The organism is Arthrobacter sp. Soil764 (genome assembly GCF_001428075.1).
Taxonomy (GTDB): Bacteria; Actinomycetota; Actinomycetes; order Actinomycetales; family Micrococcaceae; genus Arthrobacter.
The window spans coordinates 40,555-63,692 of sequence record NZ_LMSI01000012.1; the positions used below are offsets into that span (position 1 = coordinate 40,555).

Consider the following 23,138-nt stretch of genomic DNA (forward strand, 5'->3'; position numbering starts at 1 on the left):
GTAAAAGAGTCCTAACCCGGCCGGAAATGCGTTCGTGATGCAGAAGTTAAGTTGGCGAAACAATTGGGAAACTGAGGCGAAACTGCCCCTCCCTAGGCTGGAGGCACAAGCTGCAGAGCACCGTCTGCGGCCCATGCGAAAGGCCCACAGTGACCGAACAGACTTCAAGCACAGAGACTCCGCGCCGCATCGTCGTCGCCGGCGGCGGCCCAGCGGCCCACCGTTTTGCGGACGCCATGCATGCCCGCGGCCTCGATGGCTGGCATGTCACGGTCCTCACCGAAGAAGCCCACCTCCCCTACGACCGGGTGGCACTCTCCAAGGCGCTGACCGATACCGGGGTGGACCTGACCCTGGGTACGGCTTCGATGTGGGACCACGGCTCCCTGGTCCTGAAGACCGGCGAGCGCGTGGTGAAGATCGACGCAGGCGCAAAGACGGTGCAGACTGCTGCCGGGAACGCGTACGAATATGACGAGCTGGTGGTGGCCACCGGCTCGGACGCCGTGCGCCTGCCCATCCCCGGTGCCGAGCACGCCCATGTCTACCGCACCCTTGAGGACGTGTGGGCCATCAACAAGGCCATCGCCGAACTCACCGCCAAGCTGGGCCGCAAGGTCAACGCCGTGACCATCGGCGGCGGTCTCCTGGGGCTCGAGTCGGCTGCCGGCACCGAGCAGCTGGGCGCCACGCCCGTTGTCATCAACGGGGCTCCCTGGCTGATGAACACCCAGCTGGACGAGGGCGCCGGCCAGGCCCTGGGCCGACTCATCGAGGCGAAAGGCTTCGAAGTGCACGGCGGCGTGTTCCCCTCAGAGATGTTGACGGACGACGACGGCCAGGTCACCGGAGTGCTGATGGCGAACGGGCGCATCATCCCGGCCGACCTGGTGATCGTCGCGGTCGGCGTCCGGCCCCGGGACGAGCTGTTCCGCGCCGCCGAGGGCGAAGACCAGCTCTTCAGCCTGGGCCAGCGCGGCGGCGTGGTCATCAACGACTACTGCGCCACCGAGGTGGATGGCATCTGGGCCATCGGTGAAGTGGCCAACTACGGCGGCATGTGCCTGGGCCTGGTGGCACCCGCCAACACCATGGCGGAAATCGTCGCCGACCGCCTGCACGGCGGGGACGCCACCTTCCCCGGCTTTGACACCGCCACCAAGCTCAAGCTTTCCGGCGTTGACGTGGCCAGCTTCGGCGACGCCTTCGCCCGCACCGAACACGCCCTCGAGATCGTCTACGCCGATCCCGCCCGCGGCGTCTACCAGAAGATCGTGACGACAGACGACGCCAAGACCCTCCTGGGCGGCATCTTCGTCGGCGACGCCTCCCCCTATATGAGCCTGCGCCCCCTCCTGGGCCGTGAACTCCCCGCCGAGCCCGGCGCGTTCCTGAGCGCTGCCGGCGGTGGCGAGGCCCCAGAAACCGAACTTCCCGACGACGCCACCCTCTGCTCCTGCAACAACGTCACCGCCGGCAGCATCCGCGACGCCATCAACGGCTGTGGTGCCTGCGAGGGCAACGCCCCGGTCCAGGAACTGGGTGAGCTGAAGGGCTGCACCCGGGCCGGCACCCAGTGCGGTTCCTGCGTCCCCATGCTGAAGAAGCTGCTCGAAACCGAGCTGACCAAGTCCGGCGTCGAGGTCTCCAAGGCCCTCTGCGAGCACATCGAACTGTCCCGCCAGGAACTCTTTGACGCCATCCGCGTCCTCGAGCTGACCTCCTTCGAGGAGATCATGGCCAAGTACGGCACCGGCGCCGGCTGCGACATCTGCAAGCCCACCATCGCCAACATCCTGGCCAGCCAGAACAGCGCCTATGTCCTGGACGCCGGCCGGGGCACCCTGCAGGACACCAACGACCGGGCCCTGGCCAACATGCAGAAGGACGGCACCTACTCCGTGGTGCCCCGCATCGCCGGCGGCGAGATCACCCCCAAGAAGCTTGGCGTCATCGCCGCGGTGGCCGAGAAGTACGGGCTCTACACCAAGATCACCGGCGGCCAGCGGATCGACATGTTCGGCGCCCGGCTGGAGCAGCTGCCGGAGATCTGGAAGGAATTGGTGGATGCCGGGTTCGAGTCCGGCCAGGCCTACGGCAAGAGCCTGCGGACGGTGAAGTCCTGCGTCGGGTCCACGTGGTGCCGCTTCGGCGTCCAGGATTCGGTGGCCATGGCCATCCAGCTGGAACTGCGGTACCGCGGCCTGCGCAGCCCGCACAAGCTGAAGATGGGCGTCTCCGGCTGCGCCCGTGAATGCGCCGAGGCGCGCGGCAAGGACGTGGGCGTGATCGCCACCGCCGACGGCTGGAACCTGTACGTGGGCGGCAACGGCGGAGCCACCCCGGCCCATGCCCAGCTCCTGGCCAAGGACCTGGACGACGAAACCCTCATCAAGTACATCGACCGGTACTTCATGTACTACATCCGCACCGCGGACCGCCTGCAGCGCACGGCCCGCTGGCAGGAGGAGCTCGACGGCGGCATCAAGCACGTTGAGGACGTGGTGGTCAAAGACACCCTGGGAATCGCAGCGGACCTTGAAGCCGCCATGGCGAAACACGTGGACACCTACGTGGATGAATGGGCGGACACCCTTAAGGATCCCGAGCGGCTGCGCAGGTTCCGCTCGTTCGTCAATGCACCGGACCAGAAGGACGACTCCATCACGTTCGTCCCGGACGAGCGCGGCCAGATGCGCCCCGCCACAGCCGAGGAAAAAGGGAAGGTCCTGATCGGCGCGTCCATCCCGGTCCGCCCCGCCACAGCCGAAACCATCGGAAACGAGGCATAGCCATGCAGCTCAGTATCGACCTCACCGGCCGGAACGTCCTGGTGGCCGGCAGTCCCGCTGCCGCGCGGCAGGCGGTGCGGCGGTACGAGGCCGCGGGCGCTGTCGTACACCGCCTGGGCAGCCCCGCCGAGGCCCTTTTCGTCCACCTGCCGGAGCGGCTGTTCCTGGTTGCCGCCGTCGAGGACGGACAGCCCGGCTGGGACGCCTTCCTGGAGCGCTGCCGGAACACCGGCATTCCCGTCGCTGCCGAGCCGGCCGCAGGCCCCGCCGGACACGTCACCCTTGTGGGCGGCGGCCCCGGCACCGGGGACCTGCTCACCGTGGCAGCCGTCAAGGCGCTCCGTGATGCCGACGTCGTGTTCTACGACCGCCTGGCGCCCTACCAGGAACTGCCGCTGCTGACGTCCGCGGACCTGGTGGACGTCGGAAAGAAACCCGGGCACCACAAGGTCAGCCAGTCGGACATCGAAAAGCTCATGGTGGAAAGCGCGCTGGCCGGAAACAACGTGGTCCGCCTCAAGGGCGGCGACCCCTACGTCTTTGGCCGCGGCGGCGAGGAAGTTGCCGCCTGTGTGGCCGCGGGCCTCAAGGTCCAGGTGGTGTCCGGCGTCACCAGCGCCATTTCAGTCCCGGCCGCCGCCGGCATCCCGGTGACGCACCGCGAAGTCAGCCACATGTTCACCGTGGTCTCCGGGCACGCGCCGCTGACGGAGAAGGAGCACCACCACCTTGCCGGCCTGGGCGGGACCATCGTGGTGCTCATGGGCATCGGCACCCTCCACCAGCTGGCGGCCGGATTGCGCCGCGCCGGCATGCGCCCCGACATGCCCATGGCCGTGGTGGAACGCGGCTACCGGCCCGGCCAGCGCACCACCATCGCAGACCTCGGCACCATCACCTCCGCCGCTGCCGGCTGCAGCAACCCGGCAGTGCTGGTCATCGGCGAGGTGGTCCGGGTGGCTGAAGCCAACCGGAACCACGCCGCTGCCGCCGCAGACCTGGACAGGCTTGCGGCCTCGCTGCTGGGATCATGAAAGGATTGACCCCCATGACTGCACTTGCACCGGCTGAACCGGCCCAGGCTGAACCAACCCAGCCCGAACCGGCGCCGCAGGCCGACGAAGCCACCGATGCCGCGGAGTCGCCGCTGGAGGGGTTCCGCATCGGCGTGACCTCGGACCGGCGCTCGCGCGACCTGATCGAAGCCCTGGAGCGCCGTGGGGCTGAGGTGCTGCATGCGCCGGCGCTGAAGATCGCCCCTGTCCAGGAGGACATCCGGCTCATCGAGGACACCAAGGCCATCATCGCCGCCAAGCCGGACCTGTGCATCGCCACCACTGCCTACGGCATGCGCCGGTGGTGCGAAGCCGCGGACTCCTTCGGCATCGGCGACGAACTGCTGGAAACGCTCGGGAGCACCCGCATGTTCGTCCGGGGACCCAAAGCCCGCGGTGCGGTGCGCGCGGCCGGCCTTGCCGACGTCGGCATCAGCAGCGACGAAACCACTTCCACGCTGGTGGACATGCTGCTCACCGAAGGCGTGCGCGGCAAGACCGTCGCCATGCAGCTGCACGGCTACACGGATGTGCGCCAGATCGAGCGCCTGCGGATGTCCGGCGCCACCGTCCTCACTGTCACGCCTTACCGCTGGGTTAAGCCGGACGGCGAGGACAAGCTGCCGCGCCTGATCGAGGCTGTCTGCAGCGGGAACCTGGACGTCCTGACCTTCACCAGCGCCCCCGCGGTGGACGCCATGTGGAGCACCGCGCATGAGATGGGCCTCTACAAACAGCTGGTGGAGAGCCTGAAACTGAACGTCACCACCGCCGTCGTCGGTCCCGTAACCGCGCAGCCCCTCCTGGACGCCGGCCTGAGCCCGCTGATCCCGGAGCGGTTCCGGATGGGCGCCCTCATCCGGCTGGTGTGCGAGCACCTGGCGCTGAACCATGTCCGGCGGCTGGACACCCGATCGGGGAACATCGAACTTCGCGGCCGGAGCCTGCGGATCGATGGCCAGGCAGTGGAACTGGCGCCCGCTCCCCTGCTGCTCCTGCGCGCCCTGCTGGGTGCCGGCGGCGCCGTCCTGTCCCGTGAATCACTCTCCGACCTGCTGGAACTCCGTGGCTCCGTGCACGCGCTGGACATGACCGTGAGCAGGCTGCGGTCATCACTGCCCGACGGCAAACTCATTGAAACGGTGGTCAAGCGCGGGTACCGGATCCGCGTCTAATATGTCCGGGCGGGCCGCCCAGAGAGCTGGTTACGGGGAATTGTGTCCGGCGCCGAATGGATGAGAGATGGGTCACGGGTTCTGTTACCGGCCGGTAAATACTGGCGAACACGGGCCCGCGAAACAGCAATGGACAGGTAACACAACGGAAAAAGCGCGCCCCTACGCTGGGTTCCATCACGAAGTTCCGGCCGGTTTCCGGCCACCAGCGAAAGGGCCAGCACATGTCCGCTCCGGCACCCTCAACGTCCACCTCCGCCGCAACCCGCATTGTCATCGCCGGCGCCGGCCCCGCCGCCCAGGCCCTGGTGGCACAGCTCGACCGCGCACAGTTCAACGGCACCATCACGGTACTGAGCAACCGCGACGACACCCCGGAAGAGCTGCTGGAGCTGGCCATGCTGCCCCAGGTCTCCGTGCGCTTCGGCCAGCCGGCCAGCCACATCGACGCCACCAAGCGCACCGTGGCAACGGCGGATGGCATGGAATTCGCCTACGACCAACTGGTCATTGCCACCGGATCGGCTCCCGTGGCCGCCCCCGTGGACGGCGCCGGACAGTGCCTGAGCTACTCCACGATCGATGACGCCCCACGCATTGCAGACGGAGTGCAGGAAGTCGCCCGGCAGCTGGGCCGCCGCCCGGTGGGCATCCTGGTGGGCACCGGCGCAGCGGCAGGGCAGGCCGAAGCGGTGCTCCGGGCCAAGGGGGTGCGGCCCATCCGCACCACCGCCCGGCCCGCCGCCGTCATCCCCGCCGTCGTTTCCAGCGGCTCCGGTTCCCCTCTCGCCTCCTCCGCCGTGGTCTTCGAGGACGGCAGCAGCATGGCCGGCGACCTGGTGGTCCTGGCCGAGGAGCGGGTCTCCCGGGACGGCCTCGCTGCCAGCGCCGGCCTGCGGACCGCTCCGGGCGGCGGCATCGAGATCAGCCGCGACTTCCGGACGTCCGTCCCGGGAATCTGGGCCATCGGTGACGCAGCAGCGTTCGACGGCGTCCGGCTGGGGCTGCTGGTGGCAGCCGCCTCCGCGGCGGGTGCCTGCGCCACCCAGTTGCTGTCCGCGTCGTCGGCGGCACCGGCCCTGCAGGCGGCTGCCTGAGCGGGCCGCCACCGGCACGGTGCGCTGTGACAAGATGGTTCCCGAAACCGAGTCAACGCCGGGCCCACAAGGCCCTTCGAGAGGACCATCATGAGCAACGAAGCCACCGTTCACGCAGGAACCGCTGATCCGGCCGGGACCGCGGACATCGCCTCCTACATCGACCACACGCTGCTCAAGCCCGAAGCCTCGGAGGCTGACGTGCTGAAGGTCTGTGCCGAGGCGGCCGAATACCGTTTCAAGTCAGTCTGCGTCAACGCCATCTGGGTCAAGACCGTCACCACCGCGCTCAAAGGCACGGGCGTCCTCACCTGCTCCGTAGTGGGCTTCCCGCTGGGGGCCACGCCCACTGATGTGAAGTCGTTCGAAGCCCGCGGCGCCGTGCTGGACGGGGCGGACGAGGTGGACATGGTGATCAACATTGCCGCCGCGAGGGCGGGCGACAAGGGCGCCCTGACGGACGACATCGCGGCGGTTGCCGAGACCGTGCACGCGGGCGGCGCCATCCTGAAAGTCATCATCGAGACCGCCCTCCTCACGGATGAGCAGAAGGTGCTGGCATGCCAGGCGGCCGTAGAGGCCGGGGCGGACTTCGTGAAGACCTCCACCGGTTTCAACGGCGGCGGGGCCACCGTGGAAGATGTAGCCCTGATGCGCAGGACCGTTGGCCCGGACCTGGGGGTCAAGGCCTCCGGCGGCGTACGGTCCCTGGCCGACGCGCAGGCTATGATTGCAGCAGGTGCAACACGAATTGGTGCCAGCTCCGGGATTGCCATTGTCAAGGGTGAACAGGGTTCAGCCGCTTACTGACCGGAACCGGAAGCAGCCGCAGAACAAGCCCCGCGGGGCCGAGGAGGAACACATGTCCAGCCAGATCAACGCGTCCAGCCGGGACACGGCGTCCAACGCGGACTCCGTCCGGACCCCGCAGAACGAGAATAACCTCGCCACCAGCGTGATCCTCTTCGTTGTCTGCTTCGTCCTGTTCCTGGGCGCCATCTACTCACTGTCATTCCTCACCCTGGGTAACCCGTGGCCCATGGCCGCCTGCCTGGTCCTGTTTGCGCTGGCATTCTGGATCCCGCAGACCATCCTCGGCCGTTCCGACTCTGCCGGCGAGCACTAAACTCCAAGCCCAAGAACGGCACAGCAAAAACGGACCGGCGGACATTGTCCGCCGGTCCGTTGCTGTCTTCAGCCGGCATGGCTCCTTCTGCCGGCATTGCTGCCCGCTGCTGAAAGGCGCTGCCCGCTAGAACCAGAGCCTGATCCATGCGCCCGCGGCGGCGGCCACCCGGCCCCAATGGTGTTGGGCGATGGCCCATCCGGCCATGGACATGCCCACCATGGCGTAGGCACTGACCGGGATCAGCACCAGCCACTCCCGTTTGGAACCGGCCCGCCCCAGCAGGGGCAGGGACAGGGCGCCGTTGGCCCGCCAGACGTTTCGCAGCAGCGGCAGCCGGCGCAGCATTTTCGGTGGCCGGACCACCAGCGGCCACAGCAGCGGCACTCCCCCGGTGGTGATGAGGTCGCCGACGATGTGCACCACCACCCCGATCAGCATCGACGTGGGCAGCCAGGTCCACTGGTCCGGCGCGTACACCGTGACCAGGCCGGCCATCACCAGCGCGAAAATCCAGTTGGAGATGAGGCCGCTCTTGGGAAAAAGCTTCAGCGCCTTGGCCGCAATGTTGATCAGGAACATGCACAGCAGCCCGGCCCCCACGGACAGGCGGCCCCAGCCGGTGTCCATGTGCACCTGCGACGCCAAACCGGCCAGGAACACGAAGACCGCAGCACCCAGGATGGAGTGGGTGCCCTGCCGATGGCCCCCGCTGGCGTTTTCAATGCCGCGCGCGATCACGTTGGACAGCGGCGGCAGTGAATGGGCCACCGTGCTTGCCCGGTGGTCCCAGTCGCAGACCAGGGCGGTGCCCGCGGTGGCCATGCCGCCGATGAGGATTCCCGTGGGGTCCAGCGGGTACCAGCCCAGGGTGTAGGGGCCGGTGGACGCAACAGCTACCCACGCCGCGGCTCCCGACGCGGCGTGGTGTCCTCCCATCAAGTCCTAGCTCACCGCCAGCGGGGCGTCGGAGAAGATGTTCCGGATGACGCCGTTGGCCCATTCCAGGATCTCCGCGTCCTGCAGGTCCCGGCCGCCGATCCGCGCTGTCTTTGGCTTGGGGATGAGCACGGCGTCCATGGCGGGCTTGGACTGCGATCCCGGGTACATCCTGTTCAGGCGCATGGTCTTTGATTCCGGGAGGGTGGCCGGGGAGAACTTGATGAAGTTGCCCTGGAGTGCGACGTCGGACAGGCCGGCTTCGCGGGCACCAACACGGAAGCGTGCCACTGCCACCAGGTTCTGGGCGGGCAGCGGAAGGTCGCCGTAGCGGTCAACGAGTTCTGCCTGGACCTCGTCGATGGCCTCATTGGTGAGGGCCGCTGCGAGCTTCCGGTACGCCTCAAGCCGCAGCCGCTCGCCGGGAACGTAGTCGTGCGGCAGGTGGGCGTTGACCGGCAGTTCGATCTTCATCTCCGCGGCCTTTTCCTCGGCCTCGCCCCGGAAGTCGGCCACGGCCTCGCCCACCAGGCGGATGTACAGGTCGAAGCCCACCCCCTGGATGTGGCCGGACTGTTCGCCGCCCAGCAGGTTGCCGGCGCCGCGGATTTCCAGGTCCTTCATGGCCAGCTGCATGCCGGCGCCGAGCTCGTTGTGCGCGGCCACGGCCTTGAGCCGTTCCAGCGCCACCTCGCCCAGCGGCTTCTCCGACGGGTACAGGAAGTAGGCGTAGGCGCGCTCACGGCCACGTCCCACGCGGCCGCGGAGCTGGTGCAGCTGGGACAGGCCGTACTTGTCCGCGCCGTCCACGATCAGGGTGTTGGCGTTGGAGATGTCCAGGCCCGTCTCGATGATGGTGGTGCACACCAGCACGTCGAAGCGCCGCTCCCAGAAGTCAACGATGATTTGTTCCAGGCGGCTCTCGGACATCTTGCCGTGCGCCACCTCCACCCGTGCCTCGGGCACCAACTCGCGGATCTTGGCGGCCGTCCGTTCGATGGTGGACACCCGGTTGTGGACCAGGAACACCTGGCCTTCACGCATGAGTTCCCGCCGGATGGCGGCGGAGGTCTGCTTGTCCGTGTACGGGCCCACGTAGGTCAGCACAGGATGCCGTTCCTCCGGCGGGGTGGCCAGGGTGGAGGTTTCCCGGATCCCCGTGAGCGACATTTCCAGGGTGCGGGGAATCGGGGTGGCGCTCATGGCCAGGACGTCCACGTTGGTGCGCATCTTCTTCAGCGCTTCCTTGTGCTCCACGCCGAACCGCTGTTCCTCATCGACGATCACCAGGCCCAGGTCCTTGAACTCGAAGTCCTTGGCCAGCAGCCGGTGCGTGCCGATCACCACGTCGACCGCGCCGCTCTTGACGCCCTCTGCCGTTTCCTTGGACTCCTTGGCGGTCTGGAACCGTGACAGCGGCTTGACCCGCAACGGGAACCCGGAGAACCGCTCGGTGAACGTTTCGTAGTGCTGCTGGGCCAGCAGCGTGGTTGGCACCAGCACCGCCACCTGTTTGCCGTCCTGCACGGCCTTGAAGGCAGCGCGCACCGCGATTTCGGTCTTGCCGTAGCCCACGTCGCCGGACACCAGCCGGTCCATGGGAATCTCCCGCTCCATGTCCGCCTTGACCTCGTTGATGGTGGTCAGCTGGTCCGGCGTCTCCACGTACGGGAAGGCTTCCTCGAGTTCGCGCTGCCACGGGGTGTCAGGGCCGAAGGCGTGGCCTCGGGAGGCCATGCGGGCGGAGTACAACCGGATCAGTTCGCCGGCGATTTCCTTGACCGCCTTGCGGGCCTTGGACTTGGTGCTGGCCCAGTCCGCGCCGCCCATCTTGCTCAGCACGGGGGTGTCGCCGCCCACGTAGCGGGTCACCTGGTCCAGTTGGTCGGTGGGGACGAACAACCGGTCACCGGGTGCGCCGCGCTTGGCGGGCGCGTACTCCAGCACCAGGTATTCCCGGACGCCCTGGCCTCCACCGGCCACCTTGCGCTGGATGAGTTCCACGAACCGGCCAATGCCGTGCTGTTCGTGGACCACGTGGTCCCCCGCCACCAATTGCAGGGGGTCGACGGCGTTGCGCCGCTTGGAGGGCATCCGCCGCATGTCCTTGGTGGACCCGGCCGAGGTCCGGCCCAGCAGGTCGGCTTCGGTGAGCAGGCCCAGCTTGAGGCCGTCCAGGACAAAACCACGGCCGACGGCGGCAGTGGTCACCTCGATGATGCCCGCCTGGGGTTCGTGGTCCAGGCTGTCCACCCTGGCGCAGGGGATGTCGTTCTCATGGAACAGCTCTGCCAGGCGCTGGGCCGGCCCGGGACCTTCGGTGGCAACAACGATCCGCCACTGGTCGCGGACGTGCGAGCCGATGAACTCCATCATTTCGGCCACGTCACCCTGGTAGCCGCGGGGTTCGCGGGCATGCAGGTTCAGCACATCGATCTCGGGGAGCAGTTCCGCATCCTGCACCAGGGAGGTGATGGACCACCAGGACACGCCGTGCTCCAGGGCGGACCCCCGGGTGTCGGCCAGCGAGCGGAAGCTTGCCGAATGAAGCGCCGCACTCGCCTGTGAGCTGAGGTCCAAAGGGGCCGCCCCGCCGTCGGACGCCGTGGACCACGCCGCCTCCAGGAACTCCTCGTTGGTGGCGGCGAGGTCGTGGGCGCGCGTGCGCACCTTTTCCGGTTCGATCACCACGGCGATGGATTCGGCGGGCAACTGGTCAACGAACGGGACCATCGCATCCACCAGCACGGGCGCCAGGGACTCCATGCCCTCCACGGCAATGCCGCCGGCGATCTTTTCCAGCATGTCCGCCGCGGCCGGGAGCTGGGCCTTCAGGGTGGCGGCGCGGGACATGACGGACGGGGTAATGAGGATTTCGCGGCAGGGCGGGGCGTGCAGCTCGGTGGGGTGGTGGATGCCGGGAGCGGAAAGCGAGCGCTGGTCGGCCACGGCGAACCAGCGCATCTGGTCCACTTCGTCGCCGAAGAACTCCACCCGGATGGGGTGGTCCTCCGTGGGCGGGAAAACGTCGATGATGCCGCCGCGGACGGCGAACTCGCCGCGGTGCGTCACCATGTCCACCCGGGCATACGCGGCGTCGGCCAGGCTCTTCACGACGTCGGAGAATGGAACCTCCTGGCCCACCTTCAGCGTGACCGGAATAAGGTCGCCCAGGCCCGCCACCACCGGCTGGACCACGGCGCGGACGGGCGCCACCACCACCTGGAGGCGTCCCGCCGTCGAGCTTTCCGGATGGGCCAGGCGGCGCAGCACTGACAGCCGGCGGCCCACCGTGTCCGAGCGCGGCGAAAGCCGCTCGTGCGGGAGGGTCTCCCAGCTGGGGAACTCCGCCACCGCGTCCGCCGGCAGGTAGGCGCGCAGGGCGGCGGTCAGGTCCTCCGCCTCCCGGCCGGTGGCGGTGACGGCCAGCACGACGCCCGGCCCGGTCCCGCCGGCCTGTTCCGCCTTGGCGGCGAGTCCGTCCGCCATTTCCGCAAGCAGCACCGGACGAAGTCCCGCAGGAGCGCTGATCTGGTAGTCCTGTCCGCGGACGGCGAATCCCCGGGCGGCCTCGGCACGGACCCGGGCGAACGTCCGGTCCGGTTCCAGCGCGCGGCGCAGTCCGTCCAGCGACGGGGCTGGGAACATTCCGGCACTGCCCTTGCCGGCACCGCTTTTGGCGGCGCGGGACGTGCCTGTGCTGGATGTGCCGGCGGCGGACTGGCCGGGAAGACTCATGGCAGAAGCTCCTGTGGTGTTCATTGAAGACAAGCAGGCAACGCGAAAACCCGAAATTCGCTGCGAATCCCGGGTACTCCCAGCCTACCGCGCAGGAACGACATGGCAGCGCGGCACCTGTCTTCGCGGGAATGGACCTAGGCTGGCAGGACCCGCACCATATCCGTTCGTAGCCAGCCGTCCGCATGGGCGGCGGCTACGAACCACAACGGACGATGGAACCGCAAGGGACGAACCGCCTGGGGCAAACAGGGTCCGCACGGACACCGCCAGGACGAACAGGAGCCAGCATGACTGCAATGAGCGCCCCGCCAACACCGAAGACTGTGCTTGTCACCGGCGCCACCGGGTACATCGGCGGCCGTCTGGTGCCCAAGCTGCTGGAAGCGGGCCACACCGTCAAGGTGCTGGTCCGCTCGCCTGACAAGATCGCCGGCGTGCCCTGGCGGGACAAAGTGGACGTGGTGGAAAGCAGCCTGGACGACGGCGACGCGCTCCGGGACGCCCTGGCCGGCGTCGACGTCTTCTACTACCTGGTACATTCAATGGCTGCCGGGGCAGGATTCGAAGCGAAGGAACAGGCCATGGCGCGGACAGCCGCGGAAGCTGCGGCGGCCGCGGGGGTACACCGGATCGTTTACCTGGGCGGCCTGCACCCCCAGAACGTGGAACTCTCCACGCATATGCGGTCGCGGGAGGCGGTGGGCAAAGTCTTCCTGGACAGCCCGGTGGACGCTGTCGTCTTCCAGGCCGGCGTGGTGATCGGCTCCGGTTCCGCGTCCTTCGAGATGATCCGCCACCTCTCCGAAACGCTGCCCCTGATGCCGGCGCCCAGCTGGGTGCGCAACAGGATCGAAGCCATCGCCGTGCGTGATGTCCTCTATTACCTGGTGTCCGCGGCATCGCTGGAGGGCACCATCAACCGCACGTTCGACATTGGCTGCCGGCAGGTGCTGACCTACGCGGCCATGATGAAGGAATATGCCGCGGAAGCGGGACTGCCCTACCGCGTGGTGCTAGCGCTGCCGGTGCCTGCGCCCAAGCTGGCAGGCATGTGGGTGGCCCTGACAACGCCCATCCCGCTTTCCATGGCCGTGCCGCTGGTCCAGTCGCTGCAGCACGACGCCGTATCCAATGAGCACGATATCGACCAGTACATCCCCCAGCCCGACGGCGGCCTGACCCCCTACCGGACGGCGGTGGCCCTGGCCCTCGGCAAGGAGCGGGACGGCCAGGTGGAGACCACCTGGGCAAACGCCGGCGCCGACTCCGATCCCCTTCCCAGCGACCCCGACTGGGCGGGGCACAAAGTGTACATCGACGAAAGGACCTTCCACGGCGACGTTGATCCGTCCCACGTCTGGACCATCATCGAGGGCATCGGCGGCCGCAACGGCTGGTATTCGCTGCCGCTGGCCTGGCAGGTCCGCGGCTGGCTGGACAAACTGACGGGCGGCGCCGGCCTGCTGCGCGGCCGCCGGCACCCCCACACCCTGGCCGCCGGCGAGGTGGTGGACTGGTGGCGGGTGGAGCGGATCGATCGGGGCCGCCTGCTCCGGCTGAGGGCGGAGATGCGGGCGCCGGGACGGGCGTGGCTGGAGCTTTCGGTTGAGCCCGACGGCGACGGAAGCCGGTACCGGCAGCGCGCCATTTTCTTCCCCAAGGGATTGAGCGGGCGGCTGTACTGGCTCGCCGTGCTGCCGTTCCACAGCCTGATCTTCCCGGCCATGGCGCGGAACATCACCGCAGCAGCGCAGAAACTGGCAGATGCGGAGCCCTCGCCGGCCACCCCGTAGGATGTTGGAGGCGTAAATCCTTTCCCCACGTCCCAGGAGGACCCATGGCGCTGAGCGCAACCACTTCCCTTCCGCACCCCGTTGACAGCGTTGCCGCAGTGCTCGTGAATGAAGACTTCCAGCGCCACGTCAGCCAGCTGGTGGGCGGCACCCTGGAGTCATTCACGGTGGACGGCGACACTGCAGGGGCTTTCAACGCCACCTCCGTGCGCACCCTTCCCACCACCCGCCTGCCCGAGATCGCCCGGAAATTCGTGGGTGAGCACCTCAAGGTGACCCAGGTGGAAAACTGGGAAGCCCCGGCAGCCGACGGCTCCCGCCAAAGCAACATTTCACTGAAGATCGCCGGCGCGCCCGTGGATGTCACCGCCGTCCAGCGCCTCGTGGCTGATGCCGGTGGAACCCGGGTGGAGCTTGAGGGCGCCGTCAAGTCCTCTGTCCCCTTCCTGGGCGGCAAGATCGCCGATGCCGCCGAACCCATGGTGGCCAAGGCACTGAACCTGCAGGCCGCACAGGCGCAGGCCTGGCTGGAAAGCCACTAGCCCATGCAGCTCCCCGTCCTCGCCGCGCTGGTCCTGATCCTTGCCGGCGTCTGGTCGCTCGTGGTCTGGCCGCAGTTCCTGCGCCGCGTAATGAAGGATCCGCGGGCCCGCGATGCGGCAGGCAAGGCCACCCGGTTCCTGACCGTGCATGTGGTGCTGGTGAGCATCTCCATGGTGCTCGGACTTGCCACGGCAGTGATCGGCGTCCTCGGCCTGCTGGGCTGAACCCGTCTGCAGGGCGGAACCACGCCTGCCCGGCTCAAGAAACAGCCCGGACGTTCTTCCTCTTGGAAGAACGTCCGGGCTGTTTTCGGTTTGGCTTAGGCCGCCTGGTTTAGGGCGTCCTCGGCAGCCACCCAGGAAATCATGGCGCACTTGACCCTGGCGGCGTAGCGGGCAACCCCTTCGAAGGCTGCGGCATCGCCCAGCAGCTCAGGATCGGCGTGGACCTTGCCGCGGGAGCGAAGGACTTCGCGGAAGCTGTCGATGACGTCATGCAGCTCGGCCACGGTCATGCCTTCGGCGAGGTCGCTGAGGACGGACGCGGAGGCCATGGAGATGGAGCAGCCGGCGCCGTCCCAGGCAACCTGCGCCACTTTCCCGTCCTGGACGGCAAGCCGGAGGGTGACTTCGTCCCCGCATACCGGGTTCAGCTGGTGCGACTGCCCGGTGGAGGTGCCCTGCGGCGCTTCCGTAGCGGCGAGCCCGCTGCCGTGGCGGGCCTTGGAATGGTCCAGGATGATCTGCTGGTACAGCTGGTCAAGGCTCATGATCTCAACTTTCGTCGTTTCCGCTAGGCGCGGAAGTAGGCACGGACGCCGGCTACGGCTTCAAGGAAGCGGTCCACGTCGTCCGTGGTGTTGTAGAGGTAGGCGCTGGCCCGGGTGGTGGCGGTCAGTCCAAGCCGGCGGTGCAGCGGCTGGGCGCAGTGATGTCCCACGCGCACTGCGATGCCCCGGGAATCCAGGAACTGCCCCACGTCATGGGCGTGGACGCCTTCGACGTCGAACGCGGCAAGGCCGATCCGTTCCTTTCCGGCTGCCGGACCCAGGACACGGATGCCGGGGATGGACTCCAGCCCCGCCACCATGCGCTGGCCCAGTCCGGCTTCCCAGGCATGGATCCGGTCCAGCCCGGTTTCGGTCAGGTAGTTCGCTGCGGCCGCGAGGGCCACTGCCTGGGAGATGCGCTGGGTGCCGGCCTCGAAGCGCTGGGGTGCCGGCAGGTATTCGGCCCGTTCCATGGTGACGGTGGTGATCATCGACCCGCCGGTCAGGAACGGCGGGAGGATGTCCAGAAGCTCCTGCCGCCCGTGCAGCACGCCAATTCCCGTGGGGGCGAGCATCTTGTGGCCGGAGAAGACCGCAAAGTCCACGTCGAGTGCCTTGACGTTCAAGGGCAGGTGTGGCGCTGACTGGCAGGCGTCCAGGACAACCAGGGCGCCGGCTGCGTGGCCGAGGGCTGCCAGCTCCTTTACCGGGTTGATGATTCCCAGGACGTTGGAAGCATGCGTGAAGGCAAGGACCTTGGTGCGCGGGCCAATAATCCCGCCGGCCTGGTCCATCCGGAGGTTGCCGTCGTCCCCGATCGGGATGTAGCGGAGCGTGGCGCCGGTGCGGAAGGCCAGTTCCTGCCATGGAATCAGGTTGGCATGGTGCTCCATCTCGGTCACCACGATTTCGTCCCCCGGCCCCGGGGCCAGCTCCCGGAGCCGCTGGTCGCCGCGGCCCTGCGCAGCCCACAGCCCGGCATTGGACAGCGCGTAGGACAGGAGGTTCAGTCCCTCCGTGGCGTTCGAGGTCCAGATGGTTTCCTCGTAATCGGCACCGATGAAGTCCGCTATGGTCTGCCGGGCATCTTCGAAGACTTCGGTTGCCTCCACGGCAAGGTGGTGGGCGCCCCGGTGCACGGCAGCGTTGCGTTGCTCGTAGAATTCCTGCTCGGCTTCGATGACGCTGACGGGGTTCTGCGACGTGGCCCCGGAGTCGAGGTACACCAGCGGTTGTCCGTTCACCAGCTGGTTGAGGACCGGGAAGTCATTGCGGATGCGCAGCACCTCGGCGTTATCCATGACAGGCACGGCACGTTCCAGTGTGGCTGGCGTTGATACTACGGCCAAAACGAACTCCTTGGGCTGCCAATGTCTGACACCCAATTGTCCCACACACGGCTGTGGCGGCCGCCCGGGAGGGGCGGCCGCCACCGCTGCCCCGGGCTTCAGCCGAGGGAGCAGAGGGCCGGCGACGGCTGGGGGGAGAGTCTCGGTCTCAGAAGACTCTGACGTCGCCGGCCCCGTCTTGGCCCGGTCCCTGGGGACCGGAAGTTGAGAGGGCCTCAATGTCCTGTGTGGCTGCTCCGCGGCTTCCGGTCCGCCGCTTTGCTTTGCCTCCTTAAGTACATCCCGTGGGGCCCTTCCGTACACGAGTAGGGTGTACTCGAATCCCGGCAGGCGCACTACGGGGGTAGGTTCTCCCGGACACCATCCGCCGTGGCGTGAGTGGCACATATGGCCCGACGGCGGCCCGGCGGTGGGTTTCCCCGGGCAGTCACCAGGCGCGCCCGGGCAGCCAGCGGCGGCACGTTCCGACCAACGGTCCATCGGCAGGTTACCGGGCAGCGGTGCGGCGGCACAGCAGCGTGATGGCACAGGGGTGCGGCAGAGGCGCTCGAAGGCCAGGGACTACTTTGGCAGGGCCGCTTCCAACTCGTCGCGGCTGCGGACCCCGAGCTTGACGTAGGTGCGGTACAGGTGGCCTTCCACGGTGCGGACGGAGACCATGAGCCGCTGCGCGATCTCGCGGTCGGTCAGGCCCTGCACTGCCAGCTCGACGATGTCCTGTTCCCGCCTGGTAAGCCGCACTGTGGGCGCCGCGGCGATGAAGCGTCCTTCACGGAACCGCTCCCCCAGTTCGTGGTCGCACTTTTCGCGCTGGGCAACGGCCTGCCGTGAGCGGCGGCGTTCCCCGGCCTGTTCCAGTATGGTGCTGGCACGGGCGTAGGCTTCACGGGCGAGGTTGACGAAGCCTGCCTCCTCCAGCGAGGCAGCCGTAGCCATCAGGGTGTCGCCGTCGGCATGTTCCCAGGCCGTGGCCAGGGTGAGCAGTGCCTCTGCCCAACGGCCTTCCACCCCAAGCGCTGTTGACTGCACCAGGGGAATCACGGAGGGGTCCCCAAGGTCCCAGCACATGGTCAGGATTTCAAGGAAGTTCCCTGTCCTGGCGGAGGCCTCGGTGGTGGTCATCAGCGTCTGCAGCGCGGCCAGGCCCTTGCCGTCACGAATCAGGTATTCGGCGGCCGCTGCCATGTAGGCTTCGGCAAGGAGATCGTGCGCCGGCCAGCCGGCGTCGGCGTCCTTGTGATCCTGTTCCAGGCGCTGTGCCTGCTCGGTGTCGCCAAGCCTGGCTGCAGCGTAGAAGCCAAGCGCGGTGCCGAAACGGTACAGCTGCAAGGGATCGTTGAGCCGGAGCGCCTCCACGGCGGGCAGCAGGACCTGATAGGCGCGTTCCATCCGGCCCTGCCGCAGCAGCGAGTATCCCCGCAGCAGTTGCAGGCTGCCGTTGAACGTGGCGGCGCCGGCTGCGTGTCCGGCGGCGTAATGGTTGATCTCCCGCTCCGCGGACTCCCATTCACCCATGGCCAGGTAGTCGGACACGAGCCGTCCCAGGACAAACTCGGGAAAGAAGAACAGGCTCCCTTCGAGCGGGGGAAGTTCAGAGGCTGCCAGCAATGCGGCCTCCAATCCCTGGACGGGGCGCCCCGCCGAGACGAGGGCATGGGCCAGGAGACCCTCGGCCAGGGCGCGGAGGGGCTCCCCGGCTTCTGCCGGGTTCTGCTTCCGCATCGCGTCCACTTCATTGTTCAGAACCTGGAAGTTCACCTCCGCACCAAGGTGCAGCAGGTGCAGGAGTCCCTCCTGCCAGCTCGTGTCGCCGGGTCCGGAAAGCGGCGCGTGCTGTTCCACGTCCTCTGCGGTCATCCCCAGGGGATGGCCGCTGGCCTGATGGGCCCAGACGCGGAGCAGCAGGACGGCCGGTCCCTGGGGGTCTTCAGCGAGCGGGAGCCAGCATTCGTCAAGGAGGGCAGCGGCTTCCCGGTACGCACCCTCGTTATACAGCGCCCGCGCCTGGATGGCCTGGGCCAGCGGAACCATGGCGGGATCCTGGATCCGGGCCGCAATGGAACGTGCGCTGTGGTTGCGGAACCTCAACAGGGCCTCTTTGGCCGCTGCCAGCATCTCGTCGTCACTGACCCTGACGCCGCACTCCAGGGCCCACTCCACGGCCCGCAACCGGCCCTCCCCCTGCAACTGGGTGGGGTCCTGGCGGGCCTTGACCTTCTCCAGCAACTGGAGGCTGCGGGATACCGACACGGTGTTCCTGATGGCGCCGGCAAAGAGCCCGTTCCAGATGGAAAGCTCGGCGGGGATGCCGGGCGCTTCGACGATGATCTGCTGGTCCAGCAGGGACCGGACCACTGCCGCCCCGCTGATGTCTTCGATGACCTTCCTGCCGACAGGTCCGGCAAGGGCGATGAGTTTCAGGGCTTCCTGCTCCTCAGTGCGGCGGCGGAGATGGTCTTTGGCAACCACGCCTGCCAGCCGGACCCCGTCCGCGGGCAGTTGGCCCAGCAGCATCCAGATTCCGTTGCGCTTGGCGAGGACGCCGGCTTCAGCGGCGTCGTGCAGCAGGGCGTCCAGGATCCGGGGGTTGCCGCTTGATGCGTTCCAGATGGAATCCACTGTTGCATCGGGTACGGTCCCGTCAAGGACGTGGGCCAGGACCTCTTCAATCTGTTCCCGGTTGAGGGGCCGGAGGTCCACGCGTTCTGCCAGGCCGTCATACCAGAGTTGGTCCAGCGGCTGCGGCAGGCCCGGCCGCGGCCTGGCGGCTGCAACCACTGTTGCCCACCCGGCGGATATCACTTCGGCCAGCACCCCTGCGGAAGCGTCATCCAGGTGGTGGGCATCGTCCACTGCCAGCAGGACCGCTCCCGCGTGGCCGGCCTTGAGCTTCTCGAAGTATGACCACATGGAACGAAGCACCGCGACGGGTGAGACGGACTCCTCGGCAGTGAGTTCCCCCGTATAGGGGGTCAGGACCCCGAACGGCACGCCGGCCAGGGCCGAACTGGCGTGGATGCGCAGGATTTTCATGTTGCCGGCAAGGCGCTCGGTTACGGCATCAGTGACCGCCGACTTTCCAATGCCCGGGCCGGCCATGATGAAAACGGCCCGGTGGGTTCCATTGCGGACCATGGTGCAGATGCGGTCCACCGGCTCCCTCCGTCCGGTAAGGAGCCGGTGCGCAGTGGCCGGCTTGTGGCCATTAGACGAGTCCAGTCAGATCACCCCTTGAAGTCACGCCAAGCTTGGTGAAGACCTGATACAGGTGGCCTTCCACCGTGCGCACGGAAACACCCATTTCCATGGCGATGTCACGGTTGGAGACGCCGCGGCCGGCCATCCGGGCGATCTGCCGTTCCCGGCTGGTCAGCAGCGGGCTCCCGCTGCTGGGAACGATGGGAAGGTTGGCGACAGTTGCGGCCAGGATGTCCAGCCGCGCCTGCGCCGTCCTCGCCGAAAGCGAGTCCCCGGCCTGCCGCGCAAAGTCCACCGCCAGCGCCATGCACCGGGCCTCAACGGCATCGAGTTCGAGCGTTGCTGCGATTTCACCGCCGGCAAGAAGGGTTTTGGCATCCTTTGTCCTGCTGCCGACGGCGATCAACCGCGAAACGTCCGCCAGCGGACCCTGCCGGTGGCCGGCGATCTCCTCGAGGAGGCGGAAGTCCGCGTCGCTGCCATTCACGGTTGCCGCCAGCAGGTAGATGCCGGCAACCGTGTGCCTGCCCGCCTCAAGGTTCCGGCGGGCCCCTTGCTTCAGGGCTGCCACTGCCTCCGAATCGCCCAGCCAGCGCCCGGCCACGAGCGAACAAAAATCGATGATGCTCTCCGTGGCGAACCCTGCCCTGCCGGGTGTCCTCTGCAGTTTGGCCAGGTACTTGCGGGCGAGTGCGGCATTGCCGGTCTGGGCGTAAGCCAAAGCCGTAGCCGCATAGGCGGTCCGTAGCGCGGCCTGGACAGGCTGCAACTCAAGCTGGGCAGCAGCGGAGATCAACGGCTCCAGGGCTGCCTCACCCCGGCCGGAGAAGACAAAGGCCACGCCGGCCGCGAGTTCGGTGGCGGCGCTGCGGTATGGAAGCCGGTGGGTCTGCCCCGTGCTGAAGGGGCTGAGGAGGTCGATGCAGCGCCGCCACTGGCCAGTGATCAGCGCGACGAAGTAAGCCTCCCTGGCATAGCGTTCGCGGAGGCCCACGACGTGCGAGGCGTCGGTGAGCTGGCCACCGAGCTTTCGCATGAGCCCCAGCGCATCCATCTCGCGCCCGGTCAGGGCGAGTGCGCTCATCAGGATGACTGCGGACTGGAGCCGGAACCCGGTGTCGGGGTTGGCGGACGGATCGGCCGCCCGCTCGAGTGCCGGGATCATGGCCTCGTAATCGCCCGCATGGGCCTGGTATTCGAACTCACTCAAGGAGATACGGTTTGCCGCAACCGCTGCGGGTTCAGGCCAGGAAGAGTTGTTGTCCGCAGCCTCAAGCCGTTCGCGCGCCGCGGCGAGCAGTTCCCGGACCTTGCCCGCCTGGTTTGGAATGCAGAGCATGACCCGCGCCTTGGCGGCGACCACCTCCGCGTACTCCTGGGGTTCAAGGGCTTCGAGTTCGGGCCGGGAAATGGCATCCAGGGCAGAAAGGGCCTGGTCCGGCATGTCCAGCTGAAGGTACGCCGCAGCCTTTTGCCGTTGCGCCGGTGCCCACCCGGCGTGGGTCCGCTGAACCATCTCGGCGTAGGTCAGGGCGAAGCGGGGGTCGAAGAGCTGGACTGCGGCCTGGGCGGCTGCGAGCGCCAGCGCCGGACTCAGTTCGGCCTCGCACTCATGGGTCCAGGCGGCGAAAGACATGAGCTCTTCCACGGTCATGGCCGCCGGATCCGGCTCCTGGCCGCCCAGCAACATGCTGCGCAGCTCCCGGCGCCGGGAGATGCTCAGCCAGGTCCTGACGACGTCTCCGATGTATTTCTCCCGCAGCGACACCCAGCGGTGCTCGGAGTCGTCGATCTCCAGCAGGCCGCCGTCCTCCATGTCCGCAACCACATCCGCGCCGTATATCGCGGTGAGGCCGGCCAGTTCCACCCGCCGGGCACAGGAAAGCATTTCGATGACGTCCCGCGTCCCGGGTGTCTCCCGGGACCAGCGCGAGCGGACGATGTCGTCAAGGCTGGCAGCGCCGTCGAGCACCACCTTGTCCCGCAGCGTCCACACCGAATCTGACAGGACAAGGTTCCCGGAGAGCTGCTGTTCGGTGACCAGGGCTTTGAGCAGCAGGGGGTTTCCGCCCACCATCTGGTGGTAGGTGGTAACCAGGGAGGAAGCGACACGGTGCCCCAGCAATGACAGCAGGACCTGCCGGGTTTGCAGCTCGTTGAGGTTGTTGAGCCTCACCTCCGTCAGCTTCCGCTCGGTCAGCAGCCAGTGGAAGTCCGCAGGCAGGTCGCTGGCGTTCGGAGCGACGGCGATGATCTTCGCCGTACCGGTCAACAGGACATTCAACAGCACCCCGGCGCTCATGTCGTCGATACAGGCGGAGGTGTCCAGGGTAATGACGCAGGGCCGGCCCGCGGCGTCACTGCGGATAAGCGAGGTGATGCCACGCAGAATGGCGGTGGGCGAGCCCATGTAGGCCTGCGGCAGCCGGGCCAGCAGGAACGAGAGGCAGCCGTACGGGGTGTTGGAACCGGAGGGGCCGCTCCGGAGCTGCAGCGACCAGACATCGGGACCCAGGTCTGCCACAGCCGCGCGCGCAAGGGAGGACTTACCCACACCCCTGGCACCGGTGATGACGGCTCCCAGGGAGTCCTCGCTGGTCAGGGCGGTGCGGGCGGCGTCGAGGTTGGCGCTTCGTGCAGGCATGGACCATTGCTGGCCCTCCGGCGCCGCGGAGGTTGGCGTGGGCAGCAGGTCACCCTGAGGTGTTGACCCACGTCCCCAGCTGAGTGGCTCGATTGACATGAACTTTTCCCCTACATCCTGCAATAGCGGGATGTAGCCCCATTGCTCCCCCGCATAGGAAGAAGAGTACCCCGTGGCACTGACAAGGAAATAGGGTCAAAGGGAACTTTTACGATTCCGGCTGTTGTGATCCCGACTTGGCCGGGTGGAACCTCTGCTGGGCGACAGTCAGCCCGTCACGCAGCAGGAGCTCGACGGCATCGGCTGCATCGTCCAGCAGGAAGGGCAGTTCCTTCAGTTCCGCAGTGCCGAAATCACGCAGCACGTAGTCAGCGGTGTCCATCCTGCCGGGCGGCCTTCCCACCCCTACCCGGACCCTCAGGTAGTCTTTGGTGCCCAGGGCCTTGGAGATGTCCCGCAACCCGTTGTGGCCGCCCTCGCCGCCACCGAGCTTGAGCTTGACTGTATTGAACGGGATGTCGATCTCGTCGTGGACGGCCACGACGTGGTCCTCAGTGATTCCGTAGAAATTGGCCAGGGCGGAGACCGGGCCGCCGGAGACATTCATGTAGCTCATCGGCTTTGCCAGCACCACCCGCGGACCACCGATGCCCAGCCGGCCTTCAAGGACCTGGGCACGGGCCTTGTGGGTCTTGAACCCGGCCCCAACGCGGGCGGCAAGTTCATCGAGCACCATCTGGCCCACGTTGTGCCGGTTGCCTTGGTATTGCGCGCCTGGGTTGCCGAGTCCGACGATCAGCCAGGTATCTGTCATGGAGTCAATCCTATGGGGGCGGTCTTGGCGGACATGAAGCCCGGCCTGCGGACATGACAGTGGCCGGACCCTTGGGGTCCGGCCACTGTCAGGAATTGCCGGG

At 67.5% G+C, this 23,138-nt stretch carries 16 protein-coding genes; 9 read left to right on the forward strand and 7 right to left on the reverse strand.

Annotation, left to right across the window (positions count from 1 at the left end):
* The first annotated feature begins 149 nt into the window (after positions 1 to 149).
* The 6 genes from nirB (at position 150) to ASG86_RS07830 (ending at position 7,245) form a co-directional block, all read left to right on the forward strand.
* On the forward strand, positions 150 to 2,792 hold the full coding sequence (nirB, locus tag ASG86_RS07805) for a nitrite reductase large subunit NirB (protein ID WP_056332253.1): 2,643 nt from the start codon (positions 150 to 152) through the stop codon (positions 2,790 to 2,792).
* A 2-nt stretch (positions 2,793 to 2,794) separates the two neighbouring features.
* Positions 2,795 to 3,826 (forward strand): uroporphyrinogen-III C-methyltransferase, encoded by a 1,032-nt coding sequence (gene cobA / locus ASG86_RS07810; RefSeq protein WP_056332254.1) that lies wholly within the window; start codon positions 2,795 to 2,797, stop codon positions 3,824 to 3,826.
* Between the two features lie 14 nt (positions 3,827 to 3,840).
* Positions 3,841 to 5,022: a uroporphyrinogen-III synthase gene (locus ASG86_RS07815; RefSeq protein WP_056332256.1), complete on the forward strand. Its 1,182-nt coding sequence runs from the start codon at positions 3,841 to 3,843 to the stop codon at positions 5,020 to 5,022.
* A 224-nt stretch (positions 5,023 to 5,246) separates the two neighbouring features.
* Positions 5,247 to 6,119 carry an FAD-dependent oxidoreductase gene (locus ASG86_RS07820; protein ID WP_056332258.1) on the forward strand — a complete coding sequence of 291 codons (873 nt, stop codon included), beginning with the start codon at positions 5,247 to 5,249 and terminating at the stop codon, positions 6,117 to 6,119.
* 90 nt (positions 6,120 to 6,209) lie between these two features.
* Positions 6,210 to 6,929, forward strand: a complete 720-nt coding sequence (gene deoC, locus ASG86_RS07825) for a deoxyribose-phosphate aldolase (RefSeq protein WP_056332261.1) — start codon at positions 6,210 to 6,212, stop codon at positions 6,927 to 6,929.
* Positions 6,930 to 6,981: 52 nt separating this feature from the next.
* Positions 6,982 to 7,245: a hypothetical protein gene (locus ASG86_RS07830; RefSeq protein WP_056332263.1), complete on the forward strand. Its 264-nt coding sequence runs from the start codon at positions 6,982 to 6,984 to the stop codon at positions 7,243 to 7,245.
* 126 nt (positions 7,246 to 7,371) lie between these two features.
* Here ASG86_RS07830 and ASG86_RS07835 read toward each other — a convergent pair whose 3' ends face one another.
* Complete coding sequence (locus ASG86_RS07835) at positions 7,372 to 8,184, reverse strand: metal-dependent hydrolase (RefSeq protein WP_056332264.1); 813 nt, start codon at positions 8,182 to 8,184, stop codon at positions 7,372 to 7,374.
* 6 nt (positions 8,185 to 8,190) lie between these two features.
* Positions 8,191 to 11,832 (reverse strand): transcription-repair coupling factor, encoded by a 3,642-nt coding sequence (gene mfd, locus ASG86_RS07840; RefSeq protein WP_056332916.1) that lies wholly within the window; start codon positions 11,830 to 11,832, stop codon positions 8,191 to 8,193.
* 380 nt (positions 11,833 to 12,212) lie between these two features.
* On the opposite strand from mfd, the gene ASG86_RS07845 reads away from it, so the two are divergent.
* The 3 genes from ASG86_RS07845 to ASG86_RS07855 are packed head-to-tail and all read left to right on the forward strand — an operon-like array spanning position 12,213 to position 14,485.
* Positions 12,213 to 13,718 (forward strand): SDR family oxidoreductase, encoded by a 1,506-nt coding sequence (locus ASG86_RS07845; protein WP_056332266.1) that lies wholly within the window; start codon positions 12,213 to 12,215, stop codon positions 13,716 to 13,718.
* Between the two features lie 44 nt (positions 13,719 to 13,762).
* Positions 13,763 to 14,260, forward strand: coding sequence for a DUF2505 domain-containing protein (locus tag ASG86_RS07850; RefSeq protein ID WP_056332268.1), 498 nt, complete (start codon positions 13,763 to 13,765; stop codon positions 14,258 to 14,260).
* A gap of 3 nt (positions 14,261 to 14,263) precedes the next feature.
* Positions 14,264 to 14,485, forward strand: a complete 222-nt coding sequence (locus ASG86_RS07855) for an SCO4848 family membrane protein (protein ID WP_056332271.1) — start codon at positions 14,264 to 14,266, stop codon at positions 14,483 to 14,485.
* Positions 14,486 to 14,580: 95 nt separating this feature from the next.
* Here ASG86_RS07855 and sufU read toward each other — a convergent pair whose 3' ends face one another.
* From sufU to pth, 5 genes are all read right to left on the reverse strand, one after another.
* Positions 14,581 to 15,030, reverse strand: coding sequence for a Fe-S cluster assembly sulfur transfer protein SufU (sufU, locus tag ASG86_RS07860; protein ID WP_056332273.1), 450 nt, complete (start codon positions 15,028 to 15,030; stop codon positions 14,581 to 14,583).
* Between the two features lie 23 nt (positions 15,031 to 15,053).
* The gene (locus ASG86_RS07865; RefSeq protein WP_056332275.1) at positions 15,054 to 16,379 is read right to left on the reverse strand and encodes a SufS family cysteine desulfurase; all 1,326 of its coding nucleotides are present in this window, start codon (positions 16,377 to 16,379) and stop codon (positions 15,054 to 15,056) included.
* Positions 16,380 to 16,940: 561 nt separating this feature from the next.
* Positions 16,941 to 19,532 carry a helix-turn-helix domain-containing protein gene (locus ASG86_RS07870; RefSeq protein WP_082566713.1) on the reverse strand — a complete coding sequence of 864 codons (2,592 nt, stop codon included), beginning with the start codon at positions 19,530 to 19,532 and terminating at the stop codon, positions 16,941 to 16,943.
* Positions 19,533 to 19,584: 52 nt separating this feature from the next.
* The gene (locus tag ASG86_RS07875) at positions 19,585 to 22,320 is read right to left on the reverse strand and encodes a helix-turn-helix transcriptional regulator (RefSeq protein WP_056332278.1); all 2,736 of its coding nucleotides are present in this window, start codon (positions 22,318 to 22,320) and stop codon (positions 19,585 to 19,587) included.
* Between the two features lie 109 nt (positions 22,321 to 22,429).
* Entirely contained in the window at positions 22,430 to 23,035 is a 606-nt protein-coding gene (pth, locus tag ASG86_RS07880) for an aminoacyl-tRNA hydrolase (protein WP_056332280.1), read from the reverse strand.
* Positions 23,036 to 23,138: the final 103 nt, after the last annotated feature.